At 59.1% G+C, this 17,881-nt stretch carries 12 protein-coding genes; 9 read left to right on the top strand and 3 right to left on the bottom strand.

From position 1 onward, the window contains the following. Positions 1-507: 507 nt before the first annotated feature. Both MA884_RS21570 and MA884_RS21565 read right to left on the bottom strand, forming a co-directional pair. Positions 508-1,269, bottom strand: a complete 762-nt coding sequence (locus MA884_RS21570; protein ID WP_256232415.1) for a slipin family protein — start codon at positions 1,267-1,269, stop codon at positions 508-510. A gap of 1 nt (position 1,270) precedes the next feature. Continuing rightward, entirely contained in the window at positions 1,271-1,795 is a 525-nt protein-coding gene (locus MA884_RS21565; protein WP_256232414.1) for an NfeD family protein, read from the bottom strand. Positions 1,796-1,939: 144 nt separating this feature from the next. On the opposite strand from MA884_RS21565, the gene MA884_RS21560 reads away from it, so the two are divergent. From MA884_RS21560 to MA884_RS21535, 6 genes are all read left to right on the top strand, one after another. After that, positions 1,940-2,188: a DUF2789 domain-containing protein gene (locus MA884_RS21560; protein WP_256232413.1), complete on the top strand. Its 249-nt coding sequence runs from the start codon at positions 1,940-1,942 to the stop codon at positions 2,186-2,188. Between the two features lie 206 nt (positions 2,189-2,394). Continuing rightward, on the top strand, positions 2,395-2,976 hold the full coding sequence (locus MA884_RS21555; protein WP_256232412.1) for an alpha/beta hydrolase: 582 nt from the start codon (positions 2,395-2,397) through the stop codon (positions 2,974-2,976). 46 nt (positions 2,977-3,022) lie between these two features. Further along, positions 3,023-3,946, top strand: coding sequence for a sigma 54-interacting transcriptional regulator (locus MA884_RS21550; protein WP_256232411.1), 924 nt, complete (start codon positions 3,023-3,025; stop codon positions 3,944-3,946). A gap of 258 nt (positions 3,947-4,204) precedes the next feature. Beyond that, entirely contained in the window at positions 4,205-5,152 is a 948-nt protein-coding gene (locus MA884_RS21545; protein ID WP_256232410.1) for a hypothetical protein, read from the top strand. A gap of 37 nt (positions 5,153-5,189) precedes the next feature. Beyond that, a complete protein-coding gene (locus MA884_RS21540) occupies positions 5,190-9,920 on the top strand; it encodes an RHS repeat-associated core domain-containing protein (RefSeq protein WP_256232409.1) in 4,731 nt (1,576 codons plus the stop codon). A 183-nt stretch (positions 9,921-10,103) separates the two neighbouring features. Then, positions 10,104-10,886, top strand: coding sequence for a MetQ/NlpA family ABC transporter substrate-binding protein (locus MA884_RS21535; RefSeq protein WP_047226803.1), 783 nt, complete (start codon positions 10,104-10,106; stop codon positions 10,884-10,886). Positions 10,887-11,214: 328 nt separating this feature from the next. Here MA884_RS21535 and MA884_RS21530 read toward each other — a convergent pair whose 3' ends face one another. Continuing rightward, on the bottom strand, positions 11,215-12,375 hold the full coding sequence (locus MA884_RS21530) for an AAA family ATPase (RefSeq protein WP_256232408.1): 1,161 nt from the start codon (positions 12,373-12,375) through the stop codon (positions 11,215-11,217). A gap of 253 nt (positions 12,376-12,628) precedes the next feature. Between MA884_RS21530 and MA884_RS21525 the strand changes: the two genes are divergently transcribed. The 3 genes from MA884_RS21525 to MA884_RS21515 are packed head-to-tail and all read left to right on the top strand — an operon-like array spanning position 12,629 to position 17,837. Then, entirely contained in the window at positions 12,629-13,732 is a 1,104-nt protein-coding gene (locus MA884_RS21525) for an efflux RND transporter periplasmic adaptor subunit (protein WP_256232407.1), read from the top strand. After that, positions 13,729-14,793 (top strand): efflux RND transporter periplasmic adaptor subunit, encoded by a 1,065-nt coding sequence (locus tag MA884_RS21520; protein ID WP_256232406.1) that lies wholly within the window; start codon positions 13,729-13,731, stop codon positions 14,791-14,793. Before MA884_RS21525 ends, MA884_RS21520 begins: the two co-directional genes overlap by 4 nt. Beyond that, positions 14,790-17,837 (top strand): efflux RND transporter permease subunit, encoded by a 3,048-nt coding sequence (locus MA884_RS21515; protein WP_256232405.1) that lies wholly within the window; start codon positions 14,790-14,792, stop codon positions 17,835-17,837. Before MA884_RS21520 ends, MA884_RS21515 begins: the two co-directional genes overlap by 4 nt. Positions 17,838-17,881 lie beyond the last annotated feature (44 nt).

Genomic DNA, 17,881 nt, shown 5'->3' with positions numbered 1-17,881 from the left:
GCTTTTTTTCTTCCTGCGCTTGGACGCGGGATTTGTGGCCGCTTTGCGGCGGATTCGGTGTTGCTTTGAACATAATGATTTCCCTGGAGGTGGAGCCGACACCCTTCGATTGCACTTCGAAAAAGGTGGCAGCTGTACGTAGGTGTGCAAGACCGGTCCAGGAACCCGGCAGACCCGAAAGTCTCCCACGCGCAGCCGCCATAACAATCGGCGAGCATAGAAAAATGCTCGGCGAATAGCCATAACGAATGCGTTCCTAGATCGGACTTGCACGTCCGTGTCACCGTTTTTTGCGATGACGGGCTAAGGTTAGCGGCGCTCGAAATCGCTGCCTAGTTCATGAACAACGCTGCGTATTGAAGGAAATGTCCGAGGGTTTGGCGGGGGAAAAGATCAAAAGATCGCAGCCTTCGGCAGCTCCTACACCCACTTCTGTAGGAGCTGCCGAAGGCTGCGATCTTTTGATCTTTTGATCTTTCGCCTGGATTCCTTGCCCTGCGCAACGGATCAAGACTTGTTGGGCGACAACTCCGCCATCCCCTTGAGCAACTCGATCGGCAGCGGAAAAACGATGGTGGAGGTCTTGTCGCCGGCAATGGAGCCTAGCGTCTGCATGTAGCGCAGTTGCATGGCGCCAGGTTGGCGACCGAGCATTTCGGCGGCTTGCATGAGTTTTTCCGAGGCTTGCAACTCGCCTTCGGCGTGGATCACCTTGGCCCGTCGTTCCCGCTCGGCTTCGGCTTGCCGGGCGATGGCGCGGATCATCGATTCATTGAGGTCCACGTGCTTGATTTCCACGTTGGCCACTTTGATACCCCAGGCGTCGGTCTGGGCGTCCAGCACTTGCTGGATGTCGCTGTTCAATTGCTCGCGCTCGGCCAGCAATTGGTCCAGGTCATGTTTGCCGAGAACGGCGCGCAACGTAGTCTGGGCCAGTTGGCTGGTCGCCATGAGGAAGTTTTCGACCTGGATGATCGCCTTCTGTGGATCGAGCACGCGAAAGTACAGCACCGCGTTGACCTTCACCGAGACGTTGTCGCGAGTGATCACGTCCTGCGACGGTACGTCGAGGACAATGGTGCGCAAGTCGACGCGGATCATCTGCTGCACCACGGGAATCAGCAGGATAAGCCCCGGTCCTTTAACCTGCCAGAACCGGCCAAGCTGAAAAACCACCCCGCGTTCGTATTCGCGCAGGATCCGGAACGTTGAAGCCGCCAGTGCTATCAACAGCAACAACAGCATCGTAAAACCGATTTGCATACCCATCTCAGGCTCCTTGTGAATCAGCGGCGGCCACTTCCAGCAGCAAACCCTTGCGTGCGATGACCCGCACGGCCTGGCCAGGCCGCAGCGGCGTCGCGCTTGCTACCTGCCAGCGTTCGCCTTCCAGCTGGATCCAGCCATGATGATTATTGCCGGTCTTTAACGCTGTCACCGCCGTGACACTGCCCAACAGCGCGGCATCGCCGCTGACGGGTTTGCGCGGTCGGGTTTTCAACGCGCGGATCAGCAGGACGATCAGCAAAAAGCCGCTGATCAGGCCCAGGACGATCATCAGGGGGACCGGTACATCGGCGTTGGTCAGGATAACCGCGCCTATGACGCACAGAATGATGCCGCCCAACCCGGCGATTCCGTAGTTAGGCAAGGCGGCCTCGGCGATCAGCAAGGCCACGCCCACTGCAATCAGCCAGAAACCCAAGGGATTGGCCGCCAGTAGCGCGAGTCCATCGGCCGCCAATGCCGGCCCGCTCATAGCCAGCAATGCGACCGTCAAACAGCGAATGTTCACTGGATCCTCCGCAATGTGATTGGGAACTCTATCTAGAGTCTAGTTCACGCGTGGGTTGATCGAATTTTGATCAGTCTGGCGGTCGTCAAGAGGCTAGACTGCGGGGAGTAACCCAGCCATCCGACCTATGCTCAGGAGTCCCGCATGGAATCCCCGATCCACAGCCTGCCCGCGCTGTTCAAACAATTGGGCCTGTCTGACGACCCTGTTGAGATCGACAAATTCATCACCACCCATTCGCCCCTCAAGCCTGAACTGCACTTGGCTGACGCGTTTTTCTGGAGCACAAGCCAGCAGCAGTTACTGCGTGAAGAAATCCTCGAGGATGCGGACTGGGCAGAAGTGATAGACCAGTTGAATGTGTTGCTGCGCAAGGGGCGCGACGACACGTAAGCAGTACCTGTGGGACGGGCTTGCTCGCGAATGTCTCGCATCAGCCAGCATCACCGACAACTGGCCCGGCGCTTTCGCGAGCAAGCCCGCTCCCACAGATAAAAGATGTTTATTCCTTTTGATTGTTAATAAATATCTTTTTATTCCTTAATCAATATAACTCGCCTCCCTATACTCGCCTGCAACAGACACGCGGGAGAGTACCCATGCACAACGAATCGATTCGCTACCTGATTGTGCCGGGCTGGCAAGGATCGCCGCAAAACCACTGGCAAACCCATTGGCAGGACAGCCTGCCCAATAGCGCCCGGGTCGAACAGACCGACTGGTTGACCCCTCGGCGTGAAGACTGGGTCGCGGCGCTGGCCGAAGCCATTGCCGCCGACAGCAGGCCGGTGATCCTCATTGCCCATAGCCTGGGTTGCATCACGGTTGCCCATTGGGCAGCCAGTGCGCCGATGCAGTTTCTGCGGCAGGTTCGCGGAGCGTTACTGGTGGCGCCGGCGGATGTCGAACGGCCGGCCTGCGCGCCTGCGTTGCGCAATTTCGCGCCGATTCCCACTGATCTGCTGCCATTCCCAAGCCAGGTGGTCAGTTCCGACAATGACCCAGCCGTAAGCATTGAGCGCGCGCTTGAGCTGGCGCGCCATTGGGGCGCTGACGCCGGGATTCTGGCCGGGGCCGGGCATATCAATGTGAAGTCTGGCCATCAGCGTTGGGAGCAGGGTTTCGCCTATCTCTATCGTCTGCAAAACCGCATGGAGCATCACGCCTTGCGTCGCGCCTGAATTTTGTTGCCCTCCCGTCTCCCGGCGGTTGGGGCGGGAGTCTGCCATGAGCTTGCATGAAACCTTGGGTCAGCCACTGCTGACGTTTCCCGACGCACAAAAAAGCCCCCTGAGCATCCGCGCCAAGGCGTTGGTGTTCGTCGACCCGCGTTCGCGGCAACTACGCCACGCATTGGAGCAACTGGCGCCGCGCTCGATCGCAGTACTGATTCGCGGCCAAACCGGTACTGGCAAGGAGTTGCTTGCCCGTCACCTTCATCGTGAAAGCGCTCGCGGCGGGCTGTTCGTTTCGGTCAATTGCGCGGCTATCAGCCCGACTTACGCCGACGCCGAACTGTTCGGTTATGCCGTCGGCAGCCACAGCGGCTCGGCCAGTAGCCGCGCCGGCTGGTTCGGCTCGGCCAATGGCGGCACCCTTTATCTGGATGAGATCGGCGATTTACCCCTGCCGATCCAGATCAAATTGCTGGCGGCCCTGGAAAACCACGAAGTCACTCGTGTCGGCGCCCACCAGCCCAGCCCCGTGGATGTGCGCCTGGTCGCGGCCACCAGTATCGATCTGGCGCAAGCGGTGGCCGTTGGAAAGTTTCACGAACGGCTCTATCACTACCTTCGCGAAGGTCAACTCGAGCTGCCGGCGTTGCACGAGCGGGTGGGCGATATTCTGCCCCTGGCTGAATATTTTCTGGGTATCTACAGCCAGCGCCTCGGTCTGAGCGTGCCTCTGATCAGCGAAACGGCGCAGCACGCGCTGGAACGGCACGACTGGCCGGGCAATACCCGCGAGTTGGAGAATGTCATTCATTTCGCTTTGCTGGTGAGTAATGGCAATTACATATTGCCGGAGCATCTCAATTTGCCACATCCCACGGAGCCTGCGGAATTAGTCAAGCACCTGGTGCTTACGTTGGTCAGGCAGGGCAAGCGCCAGCAACTTGAACAATTAAAGCAATGGTTCGCTGGCCTCTGATTCGTACACCAATTTTGCCGGATTACTTGACCCTGATGATCTTTATGTCGTTGGGGTTTTTGTTGTGTGAGTATTAAGCGTGTTCTTGAGGTGTGCGGTTTTTCATAAAATTTGTAAGTTGTTCCTGCAAATAATTTGTGTGGCTTTCGAACTTGATTGCCAACTCGGTAATCGTCATTAATTGAATGGCAAAAGCAAGGTGATCAACCGAACAGGAAGACGGTCACCACTCAATTAATAAATACCGAGGATTGGAAAATGGACGACAAAAATAACAAGCCTGTCATGTTGCGCGAATCGACATGGACGGATTTAAAGCATTTTGGAATTGTTTCCGTAACGGGGGGTAATCAACTATACCGAAACGGCTATCAACAATTGCAGGTCAAAGTATTCATCGAGGTGACGGATTGGTGGGGCTACAGCGTCCCTCTGACCCAGCTTGAATTTGATTCTATTGTGTTGATTGATGGCATCACCGGGGCGGCGTTAACTAAAGACAGGAATCGGGGTGACGTCGGTGTCTGGAAATACACTGAACAGCAAGACAGCCGTTTTCGCCAACTGCCTCCTAATGGTCCTGTCCAAGGCCCGGTGCCGTCGGGGGAGTTTGTCTACACAAAGGATTTTTATGTCACGTCCAGCTCCGACAGGCCGATTGACTTGCAGTTACGTATAGCGCGAGCAGACGGCGTAACGTTTCTGTCCGATAAGCAGAAAGATTTTGGCGCTCTTGCACTGGTTCCACTCGCTCCGGCTACTTATCGACCTGAGCAGTATTCGGTTCGTCGCACCTCGGCCCCCTATAGCAGCCACGGTGATATCGAGAAGGTCGAGATTTTCAATCTGGAGCTGATCATTGATCAGCAGCGAATGGAGTTCGTAACGGATTTCAGTATGGGGACTCATCTTCGGATAGGCAGCGCGGACAGCCGATATACAGGTTACTACGTTGTCGGGTATGGGAATGGACGATCCATACGAACGGGAATGCCGGTGTATTGGGATCTGCCGGATGCGCTGGGAAGGGGCCGGAGCGAAAACCGGCGTGTTGCATGGGTGCTCGCCTATGGGAAGCACGGTGGACGCGTGTGGGTCCGAGACCCTGTGGCGAGAACCTCTTTCGAGTTGCGCGATATGTATGGAAATCTCCATCAGTTGCACCTGGAACTAACCGATAACCCGCTGACGGTTCGGATTTATTGATAAAAACAAAAAAACAAGTTTTTCAAGGAAGAATCCCATGACTCTCTCGTCTTCTGCCGCCGGGCAATTAACTTCGGCTGCCTTCAAGTTTGACAGTTTCGTCCGCTCGGGCGTGGATCCCCGTACCGGCAGCTACAGTTGCAGCGTGGCGTTGGACGCGGCGCCGGATGACGCAACCGGTGGGCCGAAGGTCTCAATGACCCTCTCATACGATTCCTTTAATGATCAGAATCTTGGTCTAGGAGCCGGGTGGTCCCTTCGCACCTGCAGCTACGATCAGCGCCGCCGGAAATTGACGCTGACAAACGGTGAAACTTATCAACTTTTTATGAGTGGCAGTCGGGTTGCTTTCCAGGATAAGAAACTCGATAACTTGAGGGTCACGGTACAAGGTGACGAACTTGTCATTGAGCATATCGATGGCCGGGCCGAGATTCTGTCACGTCCGAGTACGGCTTATAACGAGTGGCTGCTGGCGCGTGAGTATTGCCCCGATGGCAAGGAAACACGTTATGAATATCGTCTTTTATCCGGACGACGACAGCTGGTGGCCGTCTATCATCAGCATCGCCGCGTCATGCATATCGACTACGCCCAGAACAGCCCGACACCGCCCACGATTACCGTGTGGCCGGATATTCCTGCCAAGAGGCTCCAGTACCTGTTTGCCCTGCAGAACGGAGTGCTTGAACGAATCAGGCTGGTCACCGCACAAAATAGTGCATCGGTCTGGTCCTTTGGTTATGCGCGAGGTCATGGTTATCTGGTGCTGAACGAAGTTCGTCAGCCAAACGGTGCTCAGGAAAGACTTACCTACAAAGCTGAGGGCCATAAGCTCCCCACGGGGGCGCCGGCAACCTACTTGCCCGTTGTCGTCCAATCGGTTGTGTCTCCTGGCGGGGGGCAGCCGCCGATTATTAACGTTTACGAGTATTCGGGCAGAAATTTCCTTGGGTATGGTTCAAGGGTTCGTTGGTCCGCTGAGCGTGATGTGCTTTATGACGAGCGCGGCAACTATGAATACTCCTCTACTCAAGTCCAGATGGACTCCGGCACTCGCGGCGTACGTGAGGCCTCTCGAATCATTCGCACCTACAATCGCTTTCATTCGATGATTTCGCAAAGGACCATCCGCGGCGGCACGATGCACCTGCGGGAAATCGAATATTACGATGAGCCCCATCGGGCTTTCCGTGATCAGCCCCCACGGTTCCAGTTGCCGCGCGTCGTGCGTGACAGTTTTTTTGACACCCGCGTGGCTGAGGGGGCGGGCCGCAGCAATACCAGGACCGAGGTTACCCGCACTTCTTATGATGAACATGGGAACCTGCTGGAAAAAACCAGCCCGTCCGGGGCCCGGGAGGTCTATGAGTATTTCCCGGCACAAGAGAGTGCGGATTGTCCTGCCAGCCCCATAGGCGTGCCTTGTTTTCTCAAGCAGAAGTCGATCATCGCCTCCCCTGATTTCGCCGCCGCGCCGACGACGGTGGTTCGGTATACCTATACGCAACTGCCCTCGTTGCGTCCCGGTGGTGGCGGCTGTATCCGGCTCGCCAGCGAAACACTGTACGAAGACGGCGTCAGCGAGCCACGGGCGGATTGTCGGTTACGGTACATCAACAACAGCAGGGATTTCTTTCATGGACGGCTGCAAAGCAAGCTTGAAACCGTAGGCGGAGTGCGCAGTGAACACCGTTATGCATACCAGCGTGAAAACGACAACGTTCGCACCGATCTGACCTTTAGCGCACAGGGCCTGAGCCATCAGCGGCAGGAATGGCATGACGAATGCGGCTGGCTGATCAAAACCTGTGAATCTGGCGGTAGTACCGTCAGCATGGAATACGATTCTCTGGGGCAACTGACTCGTGAAACGGTGATGCCCGATACTGACAACTCTGCGTCCCGTCAATTCACCTATCAGGCAGCCACGTCCAGCGATAGGTTTGTCATCGTTACCGTCAAGGATGCCCGTGGCGGCCTGACAGTTACCCACAGCGACGGACTTGGTCGCACCATAAGGGTCGAGAAACAGGACGTCGATGAACCTGGTGCGCCCATGCGCGTGATCCATGAGGCCCAATACGACGGGCTCGGTCGCCTGCAGTCGGATAAACACACCGATTGGTTCAACGGCAAGCCGAAAACACTGGAGAGCCTGTATGAGTACGATCAGTGGGGACACCAGAGCCGGACCATTCGCCGTGGGCAAGTGACCGTTCATGATGAGATTGATCCTGTAGCTCGCACCCGTACCGAGTGGGTGGAGGGCGGCGGCAAGACTCGTACATTCATTAATGCCTTGGAGAAACCGTCGCGCGTCGAACGTGTGGACCTGTCAGGCGCTGTGCGAGAGGTTACCGCCTACGAATACGATGGTCTGGGACGGTGTATCAGGCAAACGGCTTCCGATGGGGCGGTTACCCGCTACACATACGACTTGGCCGGTCGCGTGCTGAGTACGATTTTACCCGACGGCACCGTGATCGGAAAAAGCTACGCGGCACAGAGCCAGGGTGACTATCCCACGCAAATCAGCGCAAATGACTACGTGGTGGGTAGCCGTACCTACGATGGGCTGATGCGTATTACGCTCAATCGCTCAGGTGGTCGCACTGAACGATTGGACTATGAGGGCTCCAGCAGGAACGCTTCGCAAAGGATCACTGCAGCCGGCAAAGTCCTGCGGTTCACCCTTGATCCGTTGCTTGATGATTGTGTCACCGAGCGCGCAGGCAGCCAGGCGCCGGTTTCGACAAGGCATCGTTTTGATCCGCGCACCGGCCTGCTCCAGGAATCGGCCAACGCGCAGGTGCAGCGACGCATTGAATATTCTGCGTCTGGTCGGCTCAAGCAGGAAAAATGGGTAACCGCGCTCGACCGGTTCGAAAGTTCGCAAACCCACTCGTTGATGGGAAAGCCGATTTGCCATACAGACGTCAACGGCGCGGATCGCACCTGTCTTTATGACGAAACGGGACGGTTGTCGGGCATCACCCAAGGCCGAGTCACCGTCGCCTACTCGTACAACGCTCAAGAGCACCTCAGTTGTATTACCGTCACCGACGCTCAATCGGGCCTGTCGATGGTCACCGACCTGGTGTACGACGAATTTGGCCGGGAGGTTCTTCGACGTTCCTCCTCCCAGGAAAAAGACGTCCTGGAGTTGGCCCAGTCGTTCGGCCCCGGCGATAAGCTCAGCCAACGCACGCTCAAGGTCGGGAACGTCCTCCTGCGCCTGGAATCGTTCACCTATGATCTGCGTGGCCGCTTGAAGCGTTACGCCTGCAAGGGTGAGCAGGCGCCCGTGGATACGCAGGGAAAAGTTATCGTTTCCCAGGATTTCACTTACGACTACCTCGATAACATTCGTCAGGTCACCACCCGTTTCGTAGGTGGCGAGAACATTGCGAACTATCGGTATGACCTGGCTGACAAAACGCAACTGAGTGCCGTCATCCACAGTCATCCCGACTATGTGGCGGGCAATACAACCTTCAGTTATGACGCGGACGGCAATCTGCTCAACGATGGGCAAGGGCGCAGGCTGCTTTATGATGAGTTGGGCCGCTTGGAAAGCGTGACGTCGGCGGACTCCAGATCGACGTTGGCCCGCTATCGGTACGATGCCTCGGATTGGCTTCATGCCTTTGAGCTGACGGGGGAAAAGGCGTATCGGCGTTTCCACCATCAAGAGCAGTTGTGCAGCGAAGTCGCGGGTGACGAGAGGCGCAGCATCGTGCGCGAAGGGCGGCAGTTGCTGGCCCTGTTGCAAGGCCCGGAGACGGCGCTGTTTTGCACCGACGCTCATGGCAACGTCCTGCAGGCAGTTTCCGGTGCAGATGGCACTACGCATGCCTATTCGCCCTATGGGCAACGCCCGGTGTCCGACGGGTTGGGTAGCCTGTTCGGTTTCAATAGCGAGCCGCTTGACCCCGCGACCGGTTGTTACCTGCTCGGCAACGGCTATCGGGCCTACGATCCGGTACTGATGCGATTCCACCGGCCCGACAGTTGGAGCCCTTTCGATGGCGGCGGCCTCAATCCTTATGCCTACTGCCTCGGGGACCCGATCAATCTCAGCGATCCGACCGGCCATGCTTCTGTCTGGGGTTGGGTCAAGATAGGTCTTACTGCTGCTTTCGCCGTGGCTTCCGTCGCATTGACCATCGCGACCCTTGGCGCATCCGCGCCCTTGGTCGGGATGTCGTTTTCGGCCGCGACGGCGTTGACGCTGGAGGTGGTGTCAGGTGCGGTATCCATTGCATCGATGGTGTTGGAGGAAACTGCTCCGGACGCCGTGGCCACTCAGATCCTGAGTTACGCCAGCATTGCCTTGGGGGTGGTGTCCGGCGGAGCTTCCCTGGCGGGCAAAGTGCTAGGTAAAGGCACCTCGGTCGCGCTGCGGAAAACCGTCGATTCGCTCAGTGATGTCGTGACAGTGAGTCGCCAAAATGCCTTGCGCGCGCCACGCGTCGGAGGGCATGCCAGGGCCGCCAGCCCTTTGATTCGTGGCGGCGGGCAGCGCAACCTCATCGCGCTTCAAACAGAGCTGAGAAATGTACTGACAGCCAAGGATGTGGTCGGCTACGTCAAGTATCCGGTTGACGGCGTCAAGTACACGATCGATAGGGATCGGTACATCGAAAAGGCCAAAGGGTTTTTCCAGCCGGAGAACCCATGGTCGAGTCAGGATAGGAGCGGCCAGGCGTTCGACGACATCTATGGCGACGTCAGGGAACGAGGCTCGGACATCCGGTTTGCATGATGACGGGAGGGTGCACCTTTCTCTCCTATATGAGTTATCGGTCTAACTGCCTTAATAAAAGATATTGTTAGGGAATAAAAAATAACGGTATCGTCCACACCACGCGCCAGCGATAGCACTTCGCTGGCACTTTCATTTTTGACCGTGGTCCATGACGACGGTGATCTTCGATAAGGACACTGCATGAAAAAGGTTCTGTTATTCACCGCATTGGCAGCAGCCCTGACCTCGGGTCTGGCCCAGGCGGCAGAGAAACTGGTCGTGGCGGCCACCCCGGTGCCCCACGCTGAAATCCTTGAGCTGATCAAGCCGGCCCTGGCCAAAGAAGGCGTGGACCTGCAAATCAAGGTGTTCACCGACTATGTCCAACCCAACGTACAGGTTGATCAGAAGCGCCTGGATGCCAACTACTTCCAGACCCTGCCGTACCTCAAGAGCTTCAACGAAGGCAAAGGCACCGATCTGGTGACCGTGATCGGCGTACATGTGGAACCGTTCGGTGGCTACTCGAAGAAAGTCAAAAGCCTGGCCGAACTCAAGGACGGTGCGACCATCGCCATTCCCAACGAAGGCAGCAACAGTGGTCGCGCCCTGATCCTGTTGCAGAAGGCTGGTCTGATCGAGCTCAAGGACCCGAAAAACGCCCTGGCGACGCCCAAGGACATCGCCAAGAATCCGAAGAACTTCCAGTTCAAGGAGCTGGAGTCGGCCATGCTGCCGCGTGTGCTGGATCAGGTCGACCTGGACATGATCAACACCAACTACGCCCTGGAAGCAGGTCTTAATCCGGCCAAGGATGCGCTGGTAATCGAAGGTTCGGATTCGCCGTACGTGAACTTCCTGGTGGCCCGCCCGGACAATAAGGACAGCCCGGCCATGCAGAAACTGGCCAAGGCCCTGACCAGTCCGGAAGTGAAGGCATTTATCGAGAAGAAATACAGCGGCGCGGTATTGCCGGCGTTCTGATCGAACAGCAAGGATTTGAAGTTTCAACGCCGACGGCTTTGCCAGCGTCGGCGTTTTTTTGTGCCGACGCTCAGAACCCGTCTTCATCGACGCGGCTATGCAGGCGGTTTTTTCAATGCGCGGCGCAGGGCCACGAGCAGCTTGACGATGTCGCGTGGGTCGAGATGTTGCGGGGCTTTCACGTCAGCCATTGTGATCTTCCTTGTGATGGGGGCCAGGCAGTCTGGCCATAAGCTGTGGTTCCTTGGAGAGGTCCGTCGAGAAATAGACCCGTCCTACAGCCAGGGGAAAAATAGCCTTCTTACATGGCCTCTGCAAATACCGTCGATCAATCCGGCCAACTCCAGGCCGGTGCATCCAGTATTCCCTGGCCGACGATCCCTGTCTGGCCCAGATCTTTCTCCAGCACGATGCAATTGCAGTCGCCGTCCTGCTGCAACGCGGTGATCAAGCGTCGGGCGTGGGAAACCACCCAGACCTGACAGTCCGCTGAAGCGCGGATGATCAACCGCGCCAGGGCCGGCAACAGGTCCGGGTGCAGGCTGGTTTCCGGTTCGTTGAGCACCATTAGCGAGGGTGGTCGCGGAGTGAGCAGTGCGGCTATCAGCAGCAGATAGCGTAGGGTCCCGTCTGAAAGTTCGGCGGCCGACAGCGGGCGCAGCAAGCCATGCTGGTGAAACTCGATGCCGAAACGCCCGCCTTGCAGTTTCTCGATCTGCAGCCGGGCACCGGGGAATGCGTCGCTGATGGACGAATGCAGGGCTTGATCGTCGCCGATCTCAAGAATGGTTTGCAGGGCAGCGGCCAGGTCACGCCCGTCGTGGTGCAGCACCGGCGTGCGGGTGCCCAGTTGCGGCTGGCGCGCCGGGGCGTCGGCGTCGCTGCGAAAGTGATCGTAGAAGCGCCAGCGACGAATGAACTCGCGCATCTGCAGCACCTCCGGTGAGGTGCGCAAGCTGCCGACCTGGTCGAACAAACTGTCGAAGGTGGGTGTGTACTGAGCCAGGACGTCCCAGGTGCGACCGTCACGGGCACGGATCATGGGTCCGTTGCGATCCACCAGCAGGCTGGCGGGGCGAAACACCGGGCCGGCCCAGATGCATTCGCGCTTGATTTCAGGGTCCAGCGAAAACGCGGACAAACTTGGTTCTGGCAGGCCGAGGGCAATCGAATAGCTGAAATCTTCCCCGGCAAAACCCAGGCGCAGACGTTTCGTGCTGAGCCGCACCGTGGCCCCGATGGGTACCTCGCCGTTGCGCATACGCCGGCTGATCACTTCCGGCCCGGCCCAGAAGGTCGAGTCCAGACCGCCTTCACGGGCCAGGGCGTTGACCACGCCGCCCTGGGCCGTCTCCGCCAACAGGCGCAGGGCGCGATACAGATTGGATTTTCCACTGCCGTTGGGGCCGGTGATCAGGTTCAGCCGGCCCAGGGGAATCACCAGTTTGTTGATCGAGCGGTAGTTGGCCACCGCGAGGGTCTTGAGCATGGGCAGACTCCTGCTGCAGGGGATCGTAGGAGCTGTCGAGCGAAGCGAGGCTGCGATCTTTTGACCTTCGGCTTGAAACTCAACCGGCATCAAGGACAGATCGCAGCCTCGCTTCGCTCCTCAGCTCCTACAGGGAAAGCGTTAGTCTGCCTGATTGGCGCATCCATTGTGATCCTGTGCTAGGTGTTGAACCCTGTTCTAAGCTCACAGTCGTAACGTCACTGGTACGTCCGTACAACGCAAAGGAGTCTGCATGGCTGGTCCTCGAAGCAAAGTTTTGGTTGGCCTTGGCTTGTGTGTGTTGTTGGCCGGATGCGGTGATGAAAAGCCCGAGGAAAAAGCCCTGCCGCGGGTTTTCGTGCAGCAAGCCGTGCCCACCGAATATGCCGCCTCGGTGACCCTTACCGGGGATGTCCAGGCCCGGGTGCAGACCGATCTGTCGTTTCGCGTGGGCGGCAAGATCGTCGAGCGCAAGGTGGATGTCGGGGACCGGGTTTCGGCCCGGCAAGTGCTCGCCCGGCTCGACCCCCAGGACTTGCAGACTCGTGTCGACTCCGCCCAGGCTCAGGTGGCCGCCGAACAGGCGCGGGTCAAGCAGAGTGCGGCGGCGTTCGTGCGCCAGCAGAAGCTCTTGCCCAAGGGCTATACCAGTCAGAGTGAATATGACACGGCCCAGGCGCAACTGCGCAGCAGTCAGAGTGCGCTGGCCGCGTCCCAGGCCCAGTTGGCCAACGCCCGCGAACAACTGAGCTATACCGCGCTGATTGCCGAGGTCCCGGGCATTATCACCGCGCGGCAGGCGGAGGTCGGCCAGGTGGTACAGGCCACGGAGCCGATCTTCAGCCTGGCCCAGGACGGGGAGCGCGACGCCGTGTTCAATATCTACGAATCACTGTTGCGCGAACCACCCTCGGACCCCGCAATCGTCATCAGCCTGCTGGACAACCCGGCCATCAAGACCACCGGTACGGTGCGCGAGATCACCCCGGCGGTCTCCGCCGAAACCGGCACCGTGCAGGTCAAGGTGACGCTCAGTGAGTTACCCGAAGGCATGCGCCTGGGTTCGGTGGTCAGTGCCACCGCCAAGTCTGCCGGCAAGACCGCCGTGGAACTGCCCTGGTCGGCGCTGACCAAGAACCTTCACGATCCGGCTGTGTGGCTGGTGGACGGCGAAGGCAAGGCGCAGTTGCACAATGTCACCGTCGGCCGGTATCTGACCGGCAAGGTCATCATCAGTGACGGGCTCAAGGGGGGCGAGAAAGTTGTCACCGCTGGCGGGCAGTTGCTGCATCCCGGCGTGCGCGTCGAGATCGCTGAAAATACCTATGAGAAATCTCCGGCAGGAGCCCAGCCATGAAGCGTTTGTGGATGGTCGCGGCCGCCCTGTTGCTGGCGGCGTGTTCGAAGGAAGAGCCGCCACCTGAACCGGTGCGCCCGGTGTTGTCCATCGAGGTTCGCGCGCTCGACCAGCAGGCCCTTGGGCGCTTCGCGGGCAGCATCCAGGCCCGTTACGAGAGCAATATAGGTTTCCGCGTGCCGGGGCGGATCGCCAGTCGCAACGTCGATGTGGGTGCTGAAGTGAAGAAGGGCGACTTGCTCGCCACCCTCGACCCCACCGATCAACAGAACCAGTTGCGTGCCGCTCAGGGCGATCTGGCGCGCATCGAGGCGCAGTACATCAATGCCCAGGCCAATGCCCGTCGCCAGCAGCAATTGTTCGACCGAGGCGTCGGTGCCCAGGCGCAACTGGACATCGCCCAGACCGACCTGAAAACCACCGCAGCTTCCCTGGAACAGGCCCGTGCATCGGTGGAGCAGGCCCGCGACCAACTCAACTACAGCCAGTTGCACACTGACCACGATGCAGTCGTCACGGCCTGGAACGCCGAGGCCGGGCAGGTGGTCACCGCCGGCCAGCAAGTGGTGACCCTGGCTCGCCCGGACATCAAGGAAGCGGTGATCGACCTGCCGGCCGACCTGGCCGAGCGTCTACCCGAGGACGTCGTGTTCGAAGTCGCCGCGCAACTGGACCCGAGCATCCACACGAGCGCCACCGTGCGCGAAATCGAACCCCAGGCCCAGAGTGCCACCCGCACGCGCCGCGCACGCCTGACCCTGAACGACACACCGCCAGGCTTTCGCCTGGGCACGGCCATCAGCGTGACCCTGAGTTCAACCATCGAGCCACGCATCGAGCTGCCGCTGAGTGCGTTGCAAGAGGTCGACGGCAAGGCGCGGATCTGGCTTGTCGATCCGCAGAGTCAGACCGTTTCCCCCCGTGAGGTGAGGATTCTCAGCCGCTCCACCGACTCGGTGCTGGTGGCCAATGGCATCAAACCCGGCGACCGTGTGGTCAGCGCCGGTGTGAACAGCCTCCAGCCGGGGCAGAAAGTGAAACTCGACGAGGACGCACGATGAAAGGGCCTTTCAACTTATCGGAATGGGCCCTGCGGCATCAGTCGTTTGTCTGGTACTTAATGTTCGTCGCCCTGTTGATGGGGGTGTTTTCGTACATGAACCTGGGGCGCGAAGAAGACCCCTCGTTCACCATCAAGACCATGGTCATCCAGACCCGTTGGCCCGGCGCGACCCAGGAGGAAACCCTCAAGCAGGTCACCGACCGCATCGAGAAAAAACTCGAAGAGCTCGACTCCCTCGACTACGTCAAAAGCTACACCCGGCCGGGCGAGTCGACGGTGTTCGTGTACCTGCGCGATACCACCGGGGCCGAGGAAATCCCCGGGATCTGGTATCAGGTGCGCAAGAAGATCGACGACATTCGGGGTGACTTCCCCCAAGGCCTGCAAGGCCCGGGGTTCAACGATGAATTCGGCGATGTGTACGGGTCGGTCTATGCCTTCACCGGCGACGGGCTTTCGATGCGTCAGTTGCGCGATTATGTGGAGCAAGTGCGTGCCGAGATCCGTGAGGTACCGGGCCTGGGCAAGGTCGAGATGGTGGGCGAGCAGGATGAAGTCCTGTACCTGAATTTTTCGACCCGCAAGCTCGCCGCGCTGGGCATTGATCAGCGCCAGGTGGTGCAGAGCCTGCAATCCCAGAACGCCGTGACCCCCGCCGGGGTGATCGACGCCGGGCCGGAGCGGATTTCCGTGCGCACTTCCGGGCAGTTCCAGTCGGAAAAGGACCTGGCCAGCGTCAATCTGCGGCTCAATGATCGTTTTTATCGACTGGCCGACATCGCTGACATCAGTCGCGGTTATGTCGACCCCGCGACCCCCATGTTTCGCTTCAATGGCACGCCGGCCATCGGCTTGGCCATTGCGATGAAGAAGGGCGGCAACATCCAGGAATTCGGCAAGGCACTGCACGCGCGCATGAACGAACTGACCGCCGATCTGCCAGTAGGCGTCGACGTGCATACCGTGTCGGACCAGGCTGAAGTGGTGGAGGAAGCGGTCGGCGGTTTCACCAGCGCGTTGTTCGAGGCGGTGATTATCGTACTGGTGGTCAGCTTTATCAGCCTAGGCTTTCGGGCCGGGCTGGTGGTCGCCTGCTCGATTCCGCTGGTATTGGCGATGGTCTTTGTGTTCATGGAATACAGCGGCATCACCATGCAGCGGATTTCCCTCGGTGCGCTGATCATCGCCCTCGGTCTGCTGGTAGACGACGCGATGATCACCGTGGAAATGATGGTCACGCGCCTGGAGAAAGGCGAAACCAAGGAACAGGCCGCGACCTTCGCCTATACCTCAACGGCGTTCCCGATGCTCACCGGGACCTTGGTGACCGTGGCCGGCTTCGTGCCCATCGGCCTGAACGCCAGCTCCGCCGGCGAGTACACCTTCACGCTGTTTGCCGTCATTGCCGTGGCGATGCTGGTGTCGTGGATCGTCGCGGTGCTGTTCGCCCCGGTGATCGGCGTGCACATCCTCAGTACCAACGTCAAACCCCACAGCAATGAGCCGGGACGGATCGGCCGGGCGTTCAATGGCGGCTTGCTGTGGTCGATGCGCAATCGCTGGTGGGCCATCGGCATCACCGTGCTGCTGTTTGTGTTGTCGGTGTTTTGCATGCGTTTTGTGCAGAACCAGTTCTTCCCGTCTTCGGACCGCCCGGAAATTCTGGTGGACTTGAACCTGCCGCAGAACGCTTCGATGGACGAGACCCGCAAGGCGGTTGATCGGTTGGAAGCGACGCTCAAGGGCGACCCGGACATCGAGCGCTGGAGCACTTACATCGGTGAGGGTGCGATTCGTTTCTACCTGCCGCTGGATCAGCAGTTGCAGAATCCGTACTACGCGCAGCTGGTGATCGTCAGCAAAGGCCTGGAGTCGCGCACGGCCCTCACCGAACGCCTGCAAAAGCGTTTGCGCGAGGACTTCGTCGGCATTGGCAGCTACGTGCAGGCCCTGGAAATGGGCCCGCCGGTGGGGCGGCCGATCCAGTACCGGGTCAGCGGCAAGGACATCGACCAGGTGCGCAAGCACGCCATCGAACTGGCCAGCGAGTTGGACAAGAACACCCACATCGGCGAAATCATTTACGACTGGAACGAGCCGGGCAAGGTGCTGCGTATCGACATTGCCCAAGACCGGGCGCGGCAACTGGGTTTGTCTTCGGAGGACGTAGCCAGGCTGATGAACAGTATCGTCAGCGGTTCGCCGGTGACCCAGGTCAATGACGATATATACCTGATCAACGTGGTCGGGCGTGCCGAAGACGCCGAGCGCGGTACGCCGGAGACCCTGCAGAATTTGCAGATCGTCACGCCGAGCGGCACCTCCATTCCGCTGCTGGCGTTCGCCACGGTGCGCTATGAGCTGGAACAACCCTTGGTGTGGCGTCGCGACCGCAAGCCCACCATCACCATCAAGGCCGCGGTGCGCGATGAAATCCAGCCCACCGATCTGGTGAAACAGCTGCAGCCGGCCATCGATAAATTCGCTGCCGGCCTGCCGGTGGGCTACAAGGTCGCCACTGGGGGGACGGTGGAAGAAAGCAGCAAAGCCCAAGGGCCGATCGCCAGCGTCGTGCCACTGATGCTGTTTTTGATGGCGACGTTCCTGATGATCCAGCTGCACAGCGTGCAGAAAATGTTCCTGGTGGCCAGCGTCGCGCCCCTCGGTTTGATCGGCGTGGTGCTGGCGCTGGTGCCGACGGGCACGCCCATGGGCTTTGTGGCGATCCTCGGGATCCTCGCGTTGATCGGTATCATCATCCGCAACTCGGTGATCCTGGTGACCCAGATCGACGAGTATGAACGTGACGGGTACGAGCCCTGGGATGCGGTGGTGCAAGCCACCGAGCATCGGCGCCGGCCGATCCTGCTCACGGCGGCGGCCGCGAGCCTGGGGATGATCCCGATTGCCCGGGAAGTGTTCTGGGGGCCGATGGCCTACGCGATGATTGGCGGGATCATCATCGCCACCCTGCTGACGTTGTTGTTCCTGCCGGCGCTGTATGTGGCCTGGTACAAGATTCGCGAGCCCAAGCGCGACTGAATTGGCGTTGAATCACTTGGGCTGCGGTGCAGCCCATCGCGAGC

The sequence above is a fragment of the Pseudomonas sp. Q11 genome (genome assembly GCF_024494355.1).
Taxonomy (GTDB): domain Bacteria; phylum Pseudomonadota; class Gammaproteobacteria; order Pseudomonadales; family Pseudomonadaceae; genus Aquipseudomonas; species Aquipseudomonas hefeiensis.
Note: the sequence above shows the minus strand (reverse complement) of the source record. Positions and strands in the feature narration are given on the sequence as shown.